We start from the raw sequence: 18,003 nt of genomic DNA, 5'->3' as shown, positions 1-18,003 counted from the left end.
CATATGAAAGCACAAACAATTGAATATCTAGCACTCAATAAAACACCTCGTAATGCCATCCTTTTTACAAGCCCATTTACAGGTAAAGTAATACCGCTTAAAGAACACCCCGAACCTTTTTTTCGTTTTGGCACTCTGGGCCCTGGTATTATGGTGCAACTAACAAGCCACAAAATTTTAGCGCCGTTTGATGGCACGTTATTGCAAGTAAAAAACGCAGGTACTGAGTTTATTTTACAGGCTAAAAATGGCTTAAAAGTTTTAATCAATTTAACTATTCCTGATTCGCAATCAATTACGCATACCCATATTGCACAATTAAACGGTAGTGAAATAAGTAAAGGCCAGCGCCTCGCTTATTTTGATTTACGCGAACTAGAAACGCCTATGCTTGCTAGTTTAATTTTACTAAACGGCCATAATCTTGGTACCTTTCATTACTCGCATTCGCATGTAAATGCGGATGTAGATACCTTATTAACTATTATTAAGAAGAACTAAATTTATGATCACTCTATACGGTATTAGCAATTGCGACACCATAAAAAAAGCAAAAAAGTACTTAACCGACAACAACATCGTATTTACGTTTCATGACTACCGCAAAGATGGCGTAAATGAGAAAATGGTAAGCGATTTTGCAGACAAGCTCGACTGGGAACAACTCGTTAATAAACGAGGCACAACTTATCGCGCACTAACTGACGAACAAAAACAGGGTTTGACGAAAGAAAGTGCTATCCCATTGTTAGTTGAACAACCTGCAATGATCAAACGTCCAGTACTTATTAATAATGGCAGTTACCATTTAGGTTTTAAAGCAGCTCAATACGATGAGATATTTAAATAATGACTAATGACGTAATTAAACTCGCCCAAGCACTAATACAGCGTGAATCGGTAACGCCCGAAGATGCTGGCTGCCAACAGATGATGAACGATCGCCTTGCTGCGGTTGGTTTTAATATAGAGTCATTATTTTTTACCGACACACTCAATACCTGGGCTCGAAAAGGCACACAATCACCGCACTTTTGTTTTGCAGGCCATACCGATGTTGTGCCAACAGGTCCTGAAAAAAACTGGCAACACCCGCCGTTTTCAGGATTAATAAAAGACGGTTTATTACATGGGCGTGGCGCTGCCGATATGAAAGGCTCATTAGCCGCTATGCTTGTTGCAACCGAGCGATTTGTTACTAAACATCCAGATCATAAAGGCTCGATTTCTTTTTTAATCACCTCTGACGAAGAAGGCCCGTTTATAAACGGGACTACTCGCGTAATTGATACACTAGAGGCGCGTGGTGAAAAAATTGATATGTGCCTTGTAGGTGAGCCTTCATCACGCGATGTACTCGGTGATGTGGTTAAAAATGGCCGAAGAGGTTCACTTACCGCTTACTTAACAGTTAAAGGCATACAAGGTCATGTTGCCTACCCGCATTTAGCTCAAAACCCAATTCATTTAGCAACGCCAGCACTTACTGAGCTTAGCCAAACAGTATGGGATAACGGAAACGAATACTTCCCCGCCACCAGCTTTCAAATTTCGAATATTAATGGCGGTACGGGGGCGGGTAACGTAATTCCAGGGGAACTAGAAGTACAGTTTAACTTTAGATTTAGCACACAAGTAACGCATGAGCAACTACAACAGCGTGTGAATGACATTCTACAAAAACATAACTTAAATTATGAATTAAGCTGGATAGTAAATGGCTTGCCTTTTATTACCGAGCAGGGCCCGCTTGTTGATGCCACAGTTAAAGCGATTAAATCGGTAACCGGTTTAACCACGAATCTGGAAACCACGGGTGGTACATCAGATGGTCGTTTTATTGCACAAACCGGCGCTAAAGTAATTGAACTAGGTCCACGTAACGCCACTATCCATAAAGTGGATGAATGCGTAAGTACCGATGATTTAATAGCCCTTAGCGACATTTACGAGCAAATATTAGAGCAACTTTTAACATAATGGATGTTACTCAACCCACATCAATAATGTGTATCACAGGTCAAAGTGATACACATTTAACTGATATACAAAATCATCGCTTGCACAGCGCTATTATCAGCGACTTCTTAGCGCTGCAAAGTGCAGCACAACAAGCGGGATTTGAGCTTACTATTGCCTCAAGTTTTCGCGACTTTAATCGTCAATCAATTATTTGGAATAATAAGTTTTTAGGTATTCGACCTGTTTATAATAAACATCAAAAGGTTGTAGATTTAACTAAATTAAGTGATGTAGATAAATGCATAGCAATAATGCTCTACTCTGCATTACCTGGGGCAAGCAGGCATCATTTAGGGACCGATTTAGATGTGTTTGATAAAGCTGCAGTGAGTGATGATTATAATCTGCAGCTAACGCCTGATGAATATCAGCAAGGTGGTCCGTTTGCACCTTTAAGTAATTGGCTTGATACTCACCTAGCTAAATTTGGTTTTTATCGTCCTTACCAACATGATTTAGGTGGTGTCGCACCCGAGCTTTGGCATATAAGCCATATTAAGCAATCACAATTATTAGTGAATACGCTTAGCGAGCAAGTACTTTTTGAATGCATAAAAAACAGTGAACTACAGGGTAAGCAGGCAATACTTGATAACTTACCCGCTATTTATACACGCTTTGTAACAAACGTGAGTCCCCCTTAAAAAAGGTTAACTTAAATAATATTAAACTTTCTTTTTATTTAAGATAAATACCAGCACAGCGCCTAATATTAAGGAGCTTGCTACTACAAACTCCACTGTTACCTGCTCTGATAAAAACAAAACACCAGCTATGGCTGCAAGTACCGGCACACAAAGCTGCACAACAGCAGCTTGGGTACTTTTAAGCAGTGGCATAGCTACATACCAAACACTGTAACCAATTCCAGAAGCTATCGCACCCGAGGCACACGCAAGTAACACCCCTTCAATACTGATGTTTTTTAAATAACTTATACCAACAAGTAATAAAACAGGAATAGCCACTAAGCTTCTTATAAAGTTAAACCCAGTAGTACGCAGTGGCGATACACAAACTTTACCGCGAATACTGTAAATACCCCATGCCACACCACTTAGTGCCATAAGTGATGCACCAAACAGTGAAGGCACAGCAGCAGATGGCAGCATTAAATATACAAAGCCACCTAGCGCCACTATAAACGCACACCACTGAAGCACACTCAACTGCTCTTTATTGTAGATACCCCAGCCAATCATAGTGAGTTGCACGGCTGAAAACAAAATAAGTGCGCCAGTGCCTGTATCTAGCTCTACATAGGCAATCGAAAAACAAAGCGCATAGATAAGCAGGCTAATACTGCTTCGCCAGCTTCCTTTATCATTTAAAATAGCAGGATTAAATGTGCCTTTGCGTTTTAAATTGTGCGTGTAAATAGCCATTATAATACCTAAACATGCCGCACCACTAAGTAAACGGATTACTGTAAAGTTCCAAGCATCTATATAGCCTTCCGCTAAAGCCATTCTGCAAAAAAGGGAGTTTGCGGCAAACGCAATTAAAGCAATGATTGTGTACAACGTAGCTTTCAAAAAAATTCCTTAGCAATAAAAACGAATTACAGCGTTATTTCAATTAATTGACTAATTAACCTACTAAGCTCAAAACATTGTCATAAGCGCCAATAAAACCGCTTACTGAGTAGCACATTTAAACAGGATTTATATAACTGCGCAAAGAGAGTATTTAGTTTTAATAAATTAGATCATTTACGCTTTAGGGATCATTATATTTAATAAGACCAATAAAGTACCTTAAGCATTTCACTATTGTTACTCAACAAGAAAAATTCACACTTTGTTCACTAATATCATCTTATATTTAGGCGCTAACAGTCGGTTTCACTCTACGATTTTTTACAATATTTCACACATTTAGCCAAAAATAGTATGTTAATGTATGCAGGTAAATTAAGAGGAGTGCGCAGTGCGCCTAAGTATAATTTTAAGCTTTTGTTGGATTTTAAGTGGGTGTAGCACAATGGGCTTTAATGACCTATTTAATGACTATGCCACGCAAATGACACCAATAAGAAATGCGATCGAGAAAAATAATATCGAAGAAGCGCAATCTCTTATTGCTAATAATAGCGCCATGCACAGTAGCTACTTACTCAATCAACTTGAGCAAGCTCGCTTAAATGACTTAGCCAACACACCAGAGAGTGCACAAAGTAAGTTTGAAAATGTGTATACACAAATGCAAAAAAAACGCGAAGCCGCCAAAATACAAGTAAGTGCGGGCCTTGAACAAAGCAATGCATTATTTACTAACGACTCAGCAATAAACTATGTGCCACCGGCTTACGAAATGAGCATGCTACACAGCTATAAAGCGCTTAACTATATATATAAAAATGATGTAGAAGGTGCTTTAGTCGAAATTCGTCGTGCCAATAAAGTACAAGTTGATGCACTTAGCGAAAATGAAGCTGAAGTCGACTCAACCGTCAAAGAAGCGCAGCAGCACTACCCTAGCATGGGCAATGTGACCAGAGATGTAATAAATGGCTTTCAAAATGCCTACACATTTTACTTATCTGCTTTGCTTTACCAAAGTGCTAAACAATACGACGACGCCTATATTGATTATAAAAAAGCACTGGCTATACAACCTAACAATATTTATTTACAGCAAGATGTAATGCGCCTTGCTAAAAAACAAGGGTTTGACCAAGACCTAAGTGAATTTAAAAAACGTTTTAGTGATGCACCTACTATTTCTGCAACACAAGGCGAAGTAATTGTTTTATTTGAACAAGGCTTAGTACCAAAACAAGATGAATTTAAACTGCGTTTACCAATTTATTCATCAGGTGGCGATGCACGCTTTTACAGCCTTGCAATGCCAGTATATAAAGATAATGCATATGTAAGCCGCCTTAATAATATAAATATAGATGCACAAAGCTTAACACTTAGCCCATTAGTACACATTGAAGCACTTGCAGCAAAAACATTAGAGAATCAAATACCTGCAAAAGTCGCTCGCCAAGTACTTAGGTTAGTAGCTAAAGAAAAAGTCCGTGCAGAGCTTGCACGCAGTGTCGGTGACGTAGGTAATATACTTGCCAATATTTATAATTTGGCGTCTGAGCAAGCCGATACGCGCAGTTGGCTTACGCTTCCAAATCAAATAAGTGTTGCAAGGCAAAGCTTAAATCTAGGTGAACATTCGCTACATATAGGCACGAACCCACCTATAAATTTTACCGTTAGTAAGCAAGGGTTAACGTTAATTTACTTAACCTCTATTAATAGCTACTTTAACTACCATGTAGTTCAACTTTAGGAGCCATCATGAAGTACATAGCACCATTATTAGCAGTATTAATGCTCAGTGCATGTTCCAGCAAACCGGTTACGTCGGGTATTTCTGTTGAACAAAATAAAAACCAGTTTAATGAGCAATTACGTCTAGATAACCCAGAGCTCGGTAAAAAGCTGGCCATTACTGATGTGAAAACACGTCAAACCAACCAATTAACTGACGTGGTAGTCACACTTTCGAGCCAGTATAAAAAATCGCAGTATTTACAGTACCAATTTAATTGGTTTGATAAAGACGGCTTTGTTATTAAAGGCAACCACTCGCCTTGGCAAGCACTCACCTTATTTGGTTTTGCAAAAACACAACTACCGGGCTTAGCACCTAGCTCTGATGCGGTTACCTTTTCTTTAGCAGTAAGAGAAGTGTCTACCGAATCACAAGAATTTAAAGATTAAAGGAAACAACTATGATCATCAGTAAAAAGCTTAAAACAGCATCAACTTACGCTTTAGTTGGCTTGAGCGCTTTAGTATTAAGTGGCTGTGCTAATAAAGCCGTAGTAAGTTATGGCGATGCACAAGCTGTAGAAACAACCGATATTAATTTTGGTTCTACCGACTTACAAAAAGTAGCGAGCCAAATGACCGATTCATTACTCAGCTCACCCGTTGTTGGCACAATGACCGCTAATAAACGCCCTGTAGTATTTGTTGAACGTATTAAAAATAAAACCAGCGAGCATATTGATACAGAATCAATCACCGATTCAATCTCAACACAAATGCTACGCAGCGGTAAGTTCCGTTTTGTAGATATGACCCGTGTTGAGTCAGTACGTGAGCAATTAACGTTTCAAAACGAAGATGCCCTTGTTGACCCTGCAACAGCCGTTGCATTTGGTAAACAAATTGGCGCGCAATATATGTTATACGGAAATTTATCGAGCATAGTTAAGTCAAACGCCGATAAATCGGATGTTTATTACAAATTTACAATGCGCTTAATGGATATGGAAAGCGGCCTAGTAGAATGGGCTGACGAAACTGAAATTCGTAAAACTAAAGAAAAATCGACATTTGGTTGGTAGTTACTAAGCCTTTACGGGCCATTAAGCCCGTAAAGGCTACCAATAGGAGATTATTATGAAAGCTATAACATTAATTATGTGTGCCCTACTTAGTGTGAGTACACCTACGTTTGCTAAATACGAGCGCAATAAAGCAGTACCTGTTCAACAGGTTTTATTTGGTGATGTAAAATCGGTGCGTAATATTACCGAACAAGAACTCATACAAGATAAAAACAACGACTGGAAAACCTTTGGCGGCGCTTTACTAGGTGGCGTAATAGGTAATCAGTTTGGTGGCGGAAGTGGACGCACAGTGGCAACTATTTTAGGCTCAGTTATTGGCGGCAGTGTTGCACATAACAGTCAGCAGCAAAGTCAGTATCAGCAAAATCGCTTTGTAGAGTTATTAATACAAGTTGAAAATGGCGACCAGTTTATGGTTGTTCAAGATCAGGACCAATCAATGCGTTTTAGCAAAGGCGACAATGTACGATTAGTCTATTTAAGTGATAACACTGTACGTGTAGATAAAGCGTACTAGCCAATATATTCATGACTAAAGTAAAAACGAGCCAAATTTGGCTCGTTTTTTTTATTCTTTTTTAATAACTATACTTGGCGATAGTCTTTAAAAAAGCGCTTCATTTTTAACATCGCATCCGATAAATCATCTTTGCTTGGTAAAAACACCAACCTAAAATGATCAGGCTCGGGCCAATTAAACGCCCTGCCATGCACAAGTAATATTTTTTCGGCTTTTAGCAAATCGTACATCATTTTTTCATCATCTTTAACGTTAAAAAGTGCTGTATCTACTTTGGCAAACGCATAGAGCGCGCCTTTAGGTTTTTTACAACTAATGCCTTCAATATCATTTAATCCACGCCATGCAATATCACGCTGCTCATACAAGCGCCCACCTGGGTTTATTAGAGCATCAATTGATTGCACGCCGCCCAACGCCTGTTGAATTGCATATTGTGCAGGTACATTTGCGCACAAACGCATAGATGAAAGTATTTCTAGGCCTTTGCGTAAGTCATCCATTACCGACGTACGACCGCTTAACACCATCCACCCCATTCTTAGCCCTGCTGCACGATAAGTTTTAGCTAAACCATTAAAAGTAATGATTGGTACATCGTCACAAAGTGAGCCGATTGAAGTATGCGTTATACCATCGTATAAAATCTTTTCGTAAATTTCATCGCTCAATAACAGCAGTTTATGTTCACGCGCTATATCAATTAATTGCATTAACAAATCATCACTGTAAACCGCACCAGTAGGATTATTAGGATTAATTAATACCAGCGCTTTAGTTTTAGAGGTGATTTTACTTTTTATATCTGCAATGTCCGGAAACCAATCTTGCTCTTCATCACATAAATAATGCACCGGATTACCACCCGATAACGTGACCGAAGCAGTCCAAAGCGGGTAATCTGGAGCAGGAACAAGCACTTCATCGCCATTATTTAATAGCGCTTGGGTGATCATCTGAATAAGTTCGCTTACGCCATTACCAATATAAATGTTATCTACATCTAAATTATGTAATCCACGTTGTTGGTAGTGTTGATAAATAGCCACACGGGCTGAATAGAGGCCTTTAGAGTCACAGTAACCTTGGGCTGAATATAAGTTGCGTATAATATCGCGGTGCATATCCTCTGGCATATCAAAACCAAAAGCAGCCGGATTACCTATATTCAATTTTAATACTTTTTGACCTTCGTCTTCCATTTTTTTAGCTTGTGCTAAAACCGGCCCACGAATGTCATAACATACACCTTCTAATTTGTGACTCTTTTTAATATCAGACATTTTTACCTCGACTAGTGAATCTTTAGACTAACCTAGTAAAGGCGTAAAATGCCAGTGTATTTAAGCGCTTAATACTGAAATAAATTCACGTTTCAGTTTCAATAATTAACGAGATGCTAACCATTCATTTAGCTTAGCTTGAGAGCCAGTTACTTGCGCCATTAGGCTAGTCGATGCATTGATGGCCTCAGGTAGATTATCGTCGCTTAAATTCAGCTCTATAACCCGAGATACTTCAGCAAGGCTTGAAGCTCCAAACTGCGCAGCATTAGATTTTAAGCTATGAGAATGACGAATAGCCGCTTCTCTGTCTTTTCCAATGGTTGCTAAAACTTCAGAGCCTAAACGTTCAAACTCTGCACAGCAAAAATCAAGGGTATCTGCAAATTGCTCTCCCAATAGCGATTCCATACTCTCTAATGCCAATTCATCAATACTTATCTGTGTCATATTTTAAGCCCTTAAAAACTATCCGTGTTAAATCTATGTCAATACTATTACTGTATATTGATGCGTAAAAAAAACCAACTTAATTACCTCATAAATGTATAATTATGAGGATCATACTTAAAAAGTTTATTAAATGGCACGCACTCTTTGTAATAATTGTAGTTTTTCTATCTCAACCTGTATTTGTAATGCTATTGAGCATGTTAATAACCGTGTGAGCGTTATTATTCTACAACACCCTAGTGAAGAAAAAATAGCGAAAAATACCGCTAAGTTACTTAATTTAAGCCTTAACGATTGCCAAATAATCAAAGGCGAGAACAATGATGACTTTTCCGTACTAAAAACATTGCCAGTAAGCTCAACTGCTTTACTCTACCCTAACGAACACGCTGTAAATTTAGACGATAGCGCTGAGCAGCCAAGTGTAAAAAACATCACTCATTTAATCGTGGTTGATGGTACATGGAAAAAAGCCTACAAAATTTTGCGGCTCACCACATTACTGAATCAATTTAAAACAGTCAGTTTTAAACAGCTACCTAAAAATCGTTATGCTATTCGTAAAGCCTCTAGGGCCGACAGCCTATCCACACTTGAAGCCGTAGCGCATAGTTTGTTTTTAATAGAACAGTTAAACCCCGCACCACTTTATAATGCGCTTAACGAATTAATACAAAAACAAACCCAACGCATGCCCGAGCACGTAAAAGCACGTTACTTAGATTAAATTTGGCGCCATAAACTTCAATGCGTAATTATCCCAACAGATTAAAACGAGGCTTTACTCGCCAAGGACCCGACTATCGCTTTGATGACCAAGTCGACTTTAGCGATATCAGAGACACCTTTGGTTTTAGATCAATGGTCGTTGGTAAATGGGTAACTAAAGAAGAGCGCTATATTAGCGCCAATTTAATTTACGATGCATTGGCCGACCTTGCGCAAATACTGCATTTACCGCCCAAAGCTATTGGCCTGCGCGGCAAGCTTAACTTTGCATTTGGCCATGGTGGTCAAAAAGGCGTGCAAGCGCATTATAATGCAGCCTCTCAAACACTTGCCCTTGCAAAAAATGCAGGCGGTGGTGCACTTGCTCACGAATGGTTTCATGCATTTGACCATCATATAAGCGAGCACTTATTTGCAGCAAAACCTCGCTTTGGGTTTGCCTCGAAACTATGGCTTTCAAACACGCCTAGTTTATCCCACCCGCTTAATAATGCTTTGAACAGTTTTTATAAACATGTATTTTTAGATGAAGATGGTATTGATGCAAATAACTTTGTACAAACGTGTATAGAACACGATAAAGCCCACAGCATGAATTACATGAGCATGCCAGAGGAGTTAGCAGCTCGCTGCTTTGAAGCTTGTATAGATGCCCACAGCACTATACAAAATAGCTTTTTGGTCAGTGGCTTAAAAAGCAGTAATTTAATATACCCAAATAGTGAGCATATTAATAAAGCAAATGAAGCGCTTAACCAGTATTTTGAATTACTGGGCTATGCACTTCATAAAATAGACGAGTAATGTCAATATTTGGTGATTATTTATCGTCACTAATTCGACTAGCTACTGCGCTGCTTTGATCTTTGTATTTTGCATCTTTACGAATATTGTATGGGTTTTCACACGGGCCCGATAACATTTCAAAGCTCATAGCACCAATTTTCATCAGTGGACGAAGTGCCAGTGGTAATTTACCTGAGTTGTAAAACTCTAAAACAATATTACCGCTCCAGCCTGGATCAATTCGGTGCGCGGTGACATGCACCATTAAACCCAAACGCGCAAGCGATGAGCGTCCATCTAACCAACCTACTATATCTGCTGGCAACGTTACTTTTTCGTATGTTATAGCTAGTGCAAGTTCACCTGGGTGTAAAAAGAATGCTTCACCTTCATCAAGCACTATTTCTTCACTCATAATTGATTCCATGGCTTTATTTAACTGATCTTTTGGACCACTTAAATCGACGTATGCGGCATTATGTGCATTAAAAGTTCTAAATTTATTTCCCAAGCGTAAATCGGCAGTCACGCCTGAAATCATCTCACTCGTTGGTGCAGGCTCAATAACAATCCGGCCATCGCTTAAGTATTCTTTAATATGTGTGTCTGAAAGTCTCATTATTTATTAATCTTCTGTAATTAAAATTTCAATCGCATTGTGATGCTGTTGATAATAGAGCGTGCTGGCTATAAGCCTCGCTGCTGCGCTGTATGTTTTGCTAATTGCGGCGTTGTTATCGCAGGCAATAAGTTTACCTTGCTCAGAATACTCACGTATATCTATTGCAAGTGGAATATGGCTAAGTACAGGTACGCCGTGCTTATGCGCCAGTTTTTTCGCGCCGTCTTTACCAAATACGTGGTTAGCTTCGCCACAGTGAGTGCAAATGTAGTGACTCATATTTTCTATTAAGCCTAGCACCGGTACGTTTACTTTATTAAACATAGCAATGCCTTTTTGCGCATCGGCCAGCGCTAAATCTTGCGGTGTAGTAACAATAACAGTGCCGCTCGCTGGTACTTTTTGACTCATTGTAAGTTGAATATCACCGGTCCCCGGTGGCATATCAACAATTAAGTAGTCAAGCTCGCCCCAATCAGTCTCGTTTAACAATTGACTAAGTGCGCCTGACGCCATTGGCCCGCGCCATACGGTGGCATCATCACTTGGAACTAAAAAGCCAATTGACTGCGCTTTAATACCGCTTGCATCAAAAGGCTGTAGTTGTTTATTATCTTTAGTAGCAGGCTCTGCACCCACTAATCCTAAAAGCATTGGGATAGATGGGCCATAAATGTCAGCATCTAAAATACCCACCTTTGCGCCTTCGTTTTTAAGCGCGCCCGCCAAGTTAACAGCAGTAGTCGACTTACCCACACCACCTTTACCCGAGGCAATAAGAACAATATGTTTAATCGCTTTAAACTTAGCCGCCTCTTTAATGATAACCTTGGCGCTAATTGTTACAGGCATATTTAAGTTTTCACTGACATGTTGCTCAACTAAAGGCATTTCTGATTGCCCAGCAAATGGCAGTGTCAATTTAATGAGTATTGATTTATCGTCGTTTTGGGAAATAGAATCGATGAAGCTTTCATCAATTCCTACGGCAAAAGCCGCACTACGATACGCCGCTAGGGCAGTAATAATCGGTTGTTTTTGCACCGATTTAGAAGAGAATAGTTTCGACAGTCCAAACATAGCAATTAAATAGCGTTTCTTTGATGAAAAGTGCCACGGAATTATGTAACATTCAGGGCATTAACACCAGTCAATTAATAAAAATCCATAAGCTGTGCGCACTCTTGTCCTATAGCTTGTAGATAAATTACTGATAATCTCCATTTTCACTATTAAAATGATGAGTTATCCTCAATTCGGAATGATTATGACGCAGCGAAAGATCCTGATTACCAGCGCATTACCTTATGCTAATGGCCCTACTCACTTAGGCCATTTATTGGAATACATTCAAACTGATATTTGGTCACGTTTTCAAAAGCTACAAGGCCATGAAGCATATTATGTTTGTGCCGACGATGCTCACGGCACGCCAATTATGCTAAATGCGCAAAAGCAAGGGATCACGCCTGAAGAAATGGTTAAAAATGTAAGCATTGAACGCCAGCGCGACTTTGCCGACTTCAACATTAAGTTTGATAACTACCACAGCACGCACAGCCAAGAAAACAAAGAATTAAGCGAACTTATTTATAACCGCCTAAACGATGCCGGTCATATTAAAAAGCACACTATTTCGCAACTATTTGATCCAGAAAAAGGTATTTTCTTACCAGACCGTTTTGTAACAGGCACTTGCCCAACATGTAAGTCTGAAAACCAAAACGGCGATAGCTGTGATTCGTGTGGTGCCACATACAGCCCTACTGAACTCATTAATCCGCGTTCTGTAATGTCAGGTGCTGAGCCTGTTCTTAAAGATTCTGAGCATTACTTTTTTGACCTGCCAGCATTTGAAGGCATGCTAAAGGAGTGGTTACACTCGGGAACTATTCAACAAGAAATGGCTAACAAGCTAGACGAGTGGTTTACCGATGGTCTGCAGCAGTGGGATATTAGCCGTGATGCGCCTTACTTTGGTTTTGAAATTCCAAATGCACCAGGCAAATATTTTTACGTATGGCTCGATGCGCCAATTGGTTACATGGCGAGCTTTAAAAACCTATGTGACGAAAAAGGCCTCGACTTTGATGCGTTTTGGGCTGAAGGTTCAGACGCTGAGCTTTATCACTTTATTGGTAAAGACATCATTTACTTCCACAGTTTATTTTGGCCAGCAATGCTAGAAGGCGCTAATTTTAGAAAGCCAACTAACGTATTCGCTCATGGTTTTGTAACTGTAAATGGCGAAAAAATGTCTAAATCAAAAGGGACCTTTATTAAAGCGCGTACTTATTTAGATAACTTAAACCCAGAGTACTTACGTTACTACTACGCAGCAAAATTAAGCAGCGGTATTGTTGATCTTGATTTAAACCTAGAAGACTTTGCACAGCGTGTAAATTCAGACCTAGTAGGTAAAGTAGTAAACATAGCGAGCCGTTGTGCTGGCTTTATTACTAAAAAGTTTGATGGCAAACTAAGCAGCACTATTATGCAACCAGAGCTTTTAGCTGAATTTCAAGCTGCAGCTCCAAACATTACAACACATTATGAGAACCGTGATTACAGCCGCGCAATTCGCGAAATAATGGCGCTTGCCGACAAAGCAAACCAATTTATTGATGGTGCAGCCCCTTGGGTATTAATTAAAGACGAAACTAAGCAACAAGAAGCACATGAAGTGTGTTCTCTTGGTCTTAACTTGTTCCGCGTATTAATTACTTATTTAAAACCGGTGCTACCAGGAATGGCTGAAAACGTTGAAGCGTTTTTAAATGATGACCTCGCATGGGACGGCGTACAAAATGCACTAGTAAGCCACCCTATTAATAAATTTAAACCTCTAATGCAACGTGTAGAAATGGATAAAGTGAACAAAATGGTTGAAGAGTCAAAAGAAAGCCTAGAATCAAAAGTAACGATTGACCCAAATAGTCCACTTGCAAAAGAGCCAATTAGCGACGAGATTGAATTCGATGATTTTGCAAAAGTAGACTTACGCGTAGCTAAGATTGCTAAAGCAGAGCACGTTGAGGGCGCCGACAAGCTACTTAAGCTAACACTTGATTTAGGTGGAGAAACTCGCCAAGTGTTTGCGGGTATTAAATCGGCTTACGCACCTGAGGATCTTGAGGGCAAGTTAACAGTTATGGTTGCTAACCTTAAGCCTCGTAAAATGCGCTTTGGTATGTCTGAAGGCATGGTATTAGCAGCAGGCCCTGGCGGAAAAGAAATTTATATTCTTATCCCAGATGACGGCTCAGAGCCTGGTATGCGTGTAATGTAAAGCTGCATATATTTTATAGAATTAAAAACCGTTGATTAATCAGCGGTTTTTTATGCAAAACGTAATATTCAATCTGAGCTTAGGACAATAATACCTAATCGATTTTAGTGATTAAATCTGACATTAACTGTGTTAAAAATTTCTTATAAAAAAACAACTAAATAAAGTAATTTTTGCCTTGTTATCAACACAATTTCGTACTTCAAAATAGATCACTTACACTTAATTAAGTAAATTGGTATAAGACTGAAATAAACATTACCAGCCACGTAATTAATTAGCTAGCTATGCTGTTTTATAATTTTATAGAATTAAAACAAGCTAAACTTGACAACATACTAAAATTATTAGAATTTAGAGTGAGTATTTTATCTTATAAAATAACTATGTAAAAACGGTACACTTAATATAGAGAGATAAATAATATGGCAGAAAATTTGTCTGATAAAAATAATAAATTTCTTCTAGATTTGTTACCAGGTAAGCTAATTGATATTCAACTTAATAACCCGATTCAAATGCGCTTTAAATTAACACTAATTGGTTATGATGTAGGTAAGTATTTAATTTTAAAATACCCCGCTCAATCGGGCAAGAATGATTATATAGATGTTCTCACCGAAGGAAATGGGGCAATAGTCAGGTATATTATTGAAGATGAGCGTGGCGAGTGTGTCGCATTTTCTACAACTATACTTGCAATTTCTTTTCGTCCAGAAAGGCTCGTTTATTTAGCCTATCCTAAAAATGTTGAAAGCAGGCAGCTTAGAGAAACAAACAGGCTTAGGACTCACATTCCAGCTAAAATAAGCTTAAATAAAAACTATAATCTCGAAAGCGAAAATTTATTACACGGATTGATTATTGATATATCGCCCAGCGGGTGCCGTTTTGTTATTCATGTAAGCTCTGGTTTTTTAGCGTTAAAGAGGCGACAAGTTTTCGTGCACATAATTTCACCACTAGATAGTAAACCTGTCATTATCAGCTCTTTCATAAGAAATAATCAAATGAAGGATAATAAATTAAATGTGGGTATTGAATTTTCTCCTGATGAGCAATTTAAACTGCACGAATTACTTAACGCATATTCTATAGACATTGACTAATCGAAATTTTAGTTAAAGTAAATCTTAATCATTTTCCATACTATAGTATTCGAAGAATGCTCAATAAAATAACGATATTTTTAATAAATTTAGCATGATTTAATTATATAAAACCCCATAACTTCTTCTTATTCTAACGGCATCAATAACCTATCTTTTCTTGGTAGGTAATAATTATCGTAATCAAGAGACACTATGACGCGCTCTGCTTTTCCTAATAACTCACTACGCGGAATTAAACCTATTACACGTGAGTCAGCGCTATTGTCGCGGTTATCGCCCATTGCTAAATAATAATCATCAGGAATTGTAATTGCATCAAAGCCCGATAAACGTGACGGAATATTTGCCACTCTTATCAAATGCGCTAACCCGTTCAAATCTTCGATTTTATCAAGCGAGTCTATGTTGCTTCGCTGTTCTGCATAATTAAGTTTTTTACCATTAATAATGAGCTCATTATTTTCAAGCGCAACGGTGTCTCCTGGCACACCAATTACACGTTTGATTAAACGGTTATCGGCAGCTTGTGAGTCAAAAACAATAATATCACCGGTTTGTGGGTCAGCTAGTTTAAGTAGTTTTATATGCGTAAAGGGGACACGAATGTCATAGGCCATTTTATCGGTAAGTATCCTGTCACCTTCTTGAATTGTTGGTTTCATTGAGCCTGTTGGCACTTCGTACCAGTCGGCTACAGCGCTTCTAAATACGCTCATTAGTGCAATAAATACGATAAGAGAGCGGTTATTTTTCCAAAACCTATAAAATAATTTCATGCCTATTCCCTTCAATTGAATAAGTCTTTAATTGAGTAACTATTTATATGACTTTGTTAATTAGCTGCAGTTCAATCAATGATGTAACAAAACATGTTGACTAGTAATTTCAATTGATCGATTAAATTTAGAGCGTCGTAACATTTAACGAAGCCAACGGGTATTAACTTAAAGGAAAATAAAATGTTTAAGAAAATTACTACTGCATTATTGTTTACAACTGCAAGCCTTGGATTTACTACAATGGCTTATGCTGATCATCATGGTATGAAAAAAGACGTTGTTGAAGTAGCCGTTGAAAATGGTTCGTTCACTACTCTTGTTGCTGCTGTTAAAGCCGCAGGTTTAGTTGAAACACTGCAAGGTAAAGGACCGTTTACTATTTTTGCACCAACAGATGCTGCATTTTCTAAATTACCTGAAGGCACTGTTGAAATGCTACTCAAGCCTGAAAACAAAGATAAGCTAACGGCGGTATTAACTTACCACGTGGTGTCTGGAAAAGTGATGGCAGCCGATGTAATGAAGGTAGATAGTGCGAAAACACTACAAGGTCAATCCGTTATGGTTAAAGCCAACAGCATGGCCGTAATGATAAATGACGCCAAAGTTGTAAAAGCTGATGTAAAAGCAAGCAACGGCGTAATCCATGTCATCGACACAGTACTACTTCCAAAAGAGTAGTCAAAAAAAATAAGCCAAATAAAAAGCATAAATAAGTACTTATGCTTTTTTATTTATTTTTTTTCATCACATAAAAAATTATTGATTTAGTTTTTCTTTCGCTTCTTTTACTTTTTCAAAATCTAAACCAAGTTCGTCGGTTGCTTCTTTAATCAAGTGTGGTTGCGTCATCACCACTGCCATTAGTTGCTGTAGTTTTTCTGGCGGAATACCAAGTTCTTGAACAAGCGCCATTGCCATCATTGGGTTTTGAGTAAACGCTTCAAACAATGCTTTTACTTTTTCGTCGCTTACATTGTGCTCTTTAAGTATTGCTAGTATTGGATTCATTATTAAACCTTAAGTGTTTTTTATAGGGCTTAGTATATGGGCTAAACCCTAAAATTAAAGAGTTACTCTACAAGTAAAACAACTTTACCAGCATTTTCATTACGCTCTAAAATAGCATGAGCTTCGTTTGCGTCGCTCCAAGGCAATGTTTTATACAAGTTAAAATCGTACTTTTTAGTGGCAATATCATTGTAAAAGCGTGCTACAAAGTCATCGCGCACCTGGCGTTTAAAATCAATACTACGATTTCTAAGCGTTGATGCATGAAACGAAATACGTTTGCGTAAAAGCGCCGCAAAATCAACTTCTGCAAAACGTCCATCTAAAAATGCAAGCATTACAATTTGGCAATCCATCGCTGCAATAGCGGCATTTTTATTTAAGTAGCTACCCGAAACAGGATCTACAATTGCATTTGCTGTTAACTCATTTGCTTTCATATATTCTACAAAGTCAGTAGTTTTATAGTTAATTGCATGATCGGCACCGAGCTCTTTTGCGTGTTGGCATTTATCATCCGTACCAGCAGTAATAACCACGGTAGCACCAGCGCTTTTAGCCATTTGAATTGCGGCACCGCCTACGCCACTAGCACCTGTATGAATAAGCGCTGTTTGCCCTTTTTGTAATTTACCAAGCTCAAATAACGCGCCAAATGCCGTTAAATACACTTCGCTTATTGCGGCGCCTTCAGCCATTGTTACATCATCGGGTAATTCCATAAGCTGTTTTGCATCAACTGCTACATATTCGCTATAAGCACCACCTGAGCACAATGTAAAAATACGCTTGTTTAGCCAGCTTTTATCTACATCTTTTCCAAGCTCAGTAACTGTACCCGCACACTCTAAACCTAAAATAGGGCTATCTCCAGCAGGAGCCGGGTATTTACCTTGGCGCTGCATACTGTCTGCACGGTTTACACCTATTGCTGCAACTTTAACAAGTACTTCATGGCTCTTTAAAACCGGCTTTTCGGTTTCACTAAATGCAAGATTGCCATCTTCATGAGAAATATATTTCATTGTTGC

The 18,003-nt window shown here is 38.6% G+C and carries 21 protein-coding genes; 13 read left to right on the top strand and 8 right to left on the bottom strand.

Translation table 11 applies throughout. The features are described from left to right. The first annotated feature begins 3 nt into the window (after positions 1-3). The 4 genes from V6260_RS01140 to V6260_RS01125 are packed head-to-tail and all read left to right on the top strand — an operon-like array spanning position 4 to position 2,666. Positions 4-501 (top strand): PTS glucose transporter subunit IIA, encoded by a 498-nt coding sequence (locus tag V6260_RS01140; protein ID WP_341592147.1) that lies wholly within the window; start codon positions 4-6, stop codon positions 499-501. Positions 502-505: 4 nt separating this feature from the next. After that, on the top strand, positions 506-850 hold the full coding sequence (locus V6260_RS01135) for an ArsC family reductase (RefSeq protein WP_341592146.1): 345 nt from the start codon (positions 506-508) through the stop codon (positions 848-850). Continuing rightward, positions 850-1,980 (top strand): succinyl-diaminopimelate desuccinylase, encoded by a 1,131-nt coding sequence (gene dapE, locus V6260_RS01130; protein WP_341592144.1) that lies wholly within the window; start codon positions 850-852, stop codon positions 1,978-1,980. Before V6260_RS01135 ends, dapE begins: the two co-directional genes overlap by 1 nt. Then, positions 1,980-2,666: a M15 family metallopeptidase gene (locus V6260_RS01125; RefSeq protein ID WP_341592142.1), complete on the top strand. Its 687-nt coding sequence runs from the start codon at positions 1,980-1,982 to the stop codon at positions 2,664-2,666. Before dapE ends, V6260_RS01125 begins: the two co-directional genes overlap by 1 nt. Positions 2,667-2,687: 21 nt before the next feature. On the opposite strand, the gene V6260_RS01120 is transcribed toward V6260_RS01125, so the two are convergent. After that, positions 2,688-3,557 carry a DMT family transporter gene (locus V6260_RS01120; protein ID WP_341592140.1) on the bottom strand — a complete coding sequence of 290 codons (870 nt, stop codon included), beginning with the start codon at positions 3,555-3,557 and terminating at the stop codon, positions 2,688-2,690. A gap of 394 nt (positions 3,558-3,951) precedes the next feature. Between V6260_RS01120 and V6260_RS01115 the strand changes: the two genes are divergently transcribed. Genes V6260_RS01115 through V6260_RS01100 form a run of 4 tightly spaced genes read left to right on the top strand, consistent with a single transcriptional unit; the run spans position 3,952 to position 6,905 of the window. Continuing rightward, positions 3,952-5,316: an adenine DNA methylase gene (locus V6260_RS01115; RefSeq protein ID WP_341592139.1), complete on the top strand. Its 1,365-nt coding sequence runs from the start codon at positions 3,952-3,954 to the stop codon at positions 5,314-5,316. A gap of 8 nt (positions 5,317-5,324) precedes the next feature. After that, positions 5,325-5,750 carry a YcfL family protein gene (locus V6260_RS01110; protein WP_341592138.1) on the top strand — a complete coding sequence of 142 codons (426 nt, stop codon included), beginning with the start codon at positions 5,325-5,327 and terminating at the stop codon, positions 5,748-5,750. Positions 5,751-5,761: 11 nt separating this feature from the next. Further along, positions 5,762-6,382 (top strand): penicillin-binding protein activator LpoB, encoded by a 621-nt coding sequence (lpoB, locus tag V6260_RS01105; RefSeq protein WP_341592136.1) that lies wholly within the window; start codon positions 5,762-5,764, stop codon positions 6,380-6,382. A 55-nt stretch (positions 6,383-6,437) separates the two neighbouring features. Continuing rightward, complete coding sequence (locus tag V6260_RS01100; RefSeq protein WP_341592134.1) at positions 6,438-6,905, top strand: glycine zipper 2TM domain-containing protein; 468 nt, start codon at positions 6,438-6,440, stop codon at positions 6,903-6,905. 68 nt (positions 6,906-6,973) lie between these two features. Here V6260_RS01100 and V6260_RS01095 read toward each other — a convergent pair whose 3' ends face one another. Next, positions 6,974-8,191, bottom strand: coding sequence for a pyridoxal phosphate-dependent aminotransferase (locus V6260_RS01095; RefSeq protein ID WP_341592133.1), 1,218 nt, complete (start codon positions 8,189-8,191; stop codon positions 6,974-6,976). A gap of 105 nt (positions 8,192-8,296) precedes the next feature. After that, entirely contained in the window at positions 8,297-8,641 is a 345-nt protein-coding gene (locus V6260_RS01090; protein WP_341592131.1) for an Hpt domain-containing protein, read from the bottom strand. 133 nt (positions 8,642-8,774) lie between these two features. Between V6260_RS01090 and V6260_RS01085 the strand changes: the two genes are divergently transcribed. Then, positions 8,775-9,371: a tRNA-uridine aminocarboxypropyltransferase gene (locus tag V6260_RS01085; protein ID WP_341592129.1), complete on the top strand. Its 597-nt coding sequence runs from the start codon at positions 8,775-8,777 to the stop codon at positions 9,369-9,371. Positions 9,372-9,391: 20 nt separating this feature from the next. Further along, on the top strand, positions 9,392-10,177 hold the full coding sequence (locus tag V6260_RS01080) for a CLCA_X family protein (protein ID WP_341592128.1): 786 nt from the start codon (positions 9,392-9,394) through the stop codon (positions 10,175-10,177). 16 nt (positions 10,178-10,193) lie between these two features. On the opposite strand, the gene dcd is transcribed toward V6260_RS01080, so the two are convergent. Continuing rightward, positions 10,194-10,778 carry a dCTP deaminase gene (gene dcd / locus V6260_RS01075; RefSeq protein WP_341592126.1) on the bottom strand — a complete coding sequence of 195 codons (585 nt, stop codon included), beginning with the start codon at positions 10,776-10,778 and terminating at the stop codon, positions 10,194-10,196. 6 nt (positions 10,779-10,784) lie between these two features. Next, positions 10,785-11,861, bottom strand: coding sequence for an iron-sulfur cluster carrier protein ApbC (apbC, locus tag V6260_RS01070; protein ID WP_341592125.1), 1,077 nt, complete (start codon positions 11,859-11,861; stop codon positions 10,785-10,787). A gap of 187 nt (positions 11,862-12,048) precedes the next feature. On the opposite strand from apbC, the gene metG reads away from it, so the two are divergent. Both metG and V6260_RS01060 read left to right on the top strand, forming a co-directional pair. After that, a complete protein-coding gene (gene metG, locus V6260_RS01065) occupies positions 12,049-14,070 on the top strand; it encodes a methionine--tRNA ligase (RefSeq protein ID WP_341592123.1) in 2,022 nt (673 codons plus the stop codon). A 425-nt stretch (positions 14,071-14,495) separates the two neighbouring features. Beyond that, a complete protein-coding gene (locus V6260_RS01060) occupies positions 14,496-15,179 on the top strand; it encodes a flagellar brake protein (RefSeq protein WP_341592121.1) in 684 nt (227 codons plus the stop codon). 128 nt (positions 15,180-15,307) lie between these two features. Here V6260_RS01060 and lepB read toward each other — a convergent pair whose 3' ends face one another. Then, positions 15,308-15,958, bottom strand: a complete 651-nt coding sequence (lepB, locus tag V6260_RS01055; RefSeq protein ID WP_341592120.1) for a signal peptidase I — start codon at positions 15,956-15,958, stop codon at positions 15,308-15,310. A 183-nt stretch (positions 15,959-16,141) separates the two neighbouring features. Here lepB and V6260_RS01050 point away from each other — a divergent pair, with 183 nt between their 5' ends. Then, a complete protein-coding gene (locus V6260_RS01050; protein ID WP_341592118.1) occupies positions 16,142-16,642 on the top strand; it encodes a fasciclin domain-containing protein in 501 nt (166 codons plus the stop codon). Positions 16,643-16,720: 78 nt separating this feature from the next. Here the strand turns inward: V6260_RS01050 and V6260_RS01045 are convergent, their stop codons facing one another. Both V6260_RS01045 and V6260_RS01040 read right to left on the bottom strand, forming a co-directional pair. Next, entirely contained in the window at positions 16,721-16,972 is a 252-nt protein-coding gene (locus V6260_RS01045; RefSeq protein WP_007582532.1) for a DUF2999 family protein, read from the bottom strand. A 62-nt stretch (positions 16,973-17,034) separates the two neighbouring features. Next, a complete protein-coding gene (locus tag V6260_RS01040) occupies positions 17,035-17,997 on the bottom strand; it encodes a zinc-binding dehydrogenase (protein WP_341592113.1) in 963 nt (320 codons plus the stop codon). Positions 17,998-18,003 lie beyond the last annotated feature (6 nt).

The sequence above is a fragment of the Pseudoalteromonas aliena genome, from assembly GCF_038155085.1.
Classification (GTDB): domain Bacteria; phylum Pseudomonadota; class Gammaproteobacteria; order Enterobacterales; family Alteromonadaceae; genus Pseudoalteromonas; species Pseudoalteromonas aliena_A.
This window is presented reverse-complemented; position numbering and strand designations above follow the sequence as displayed.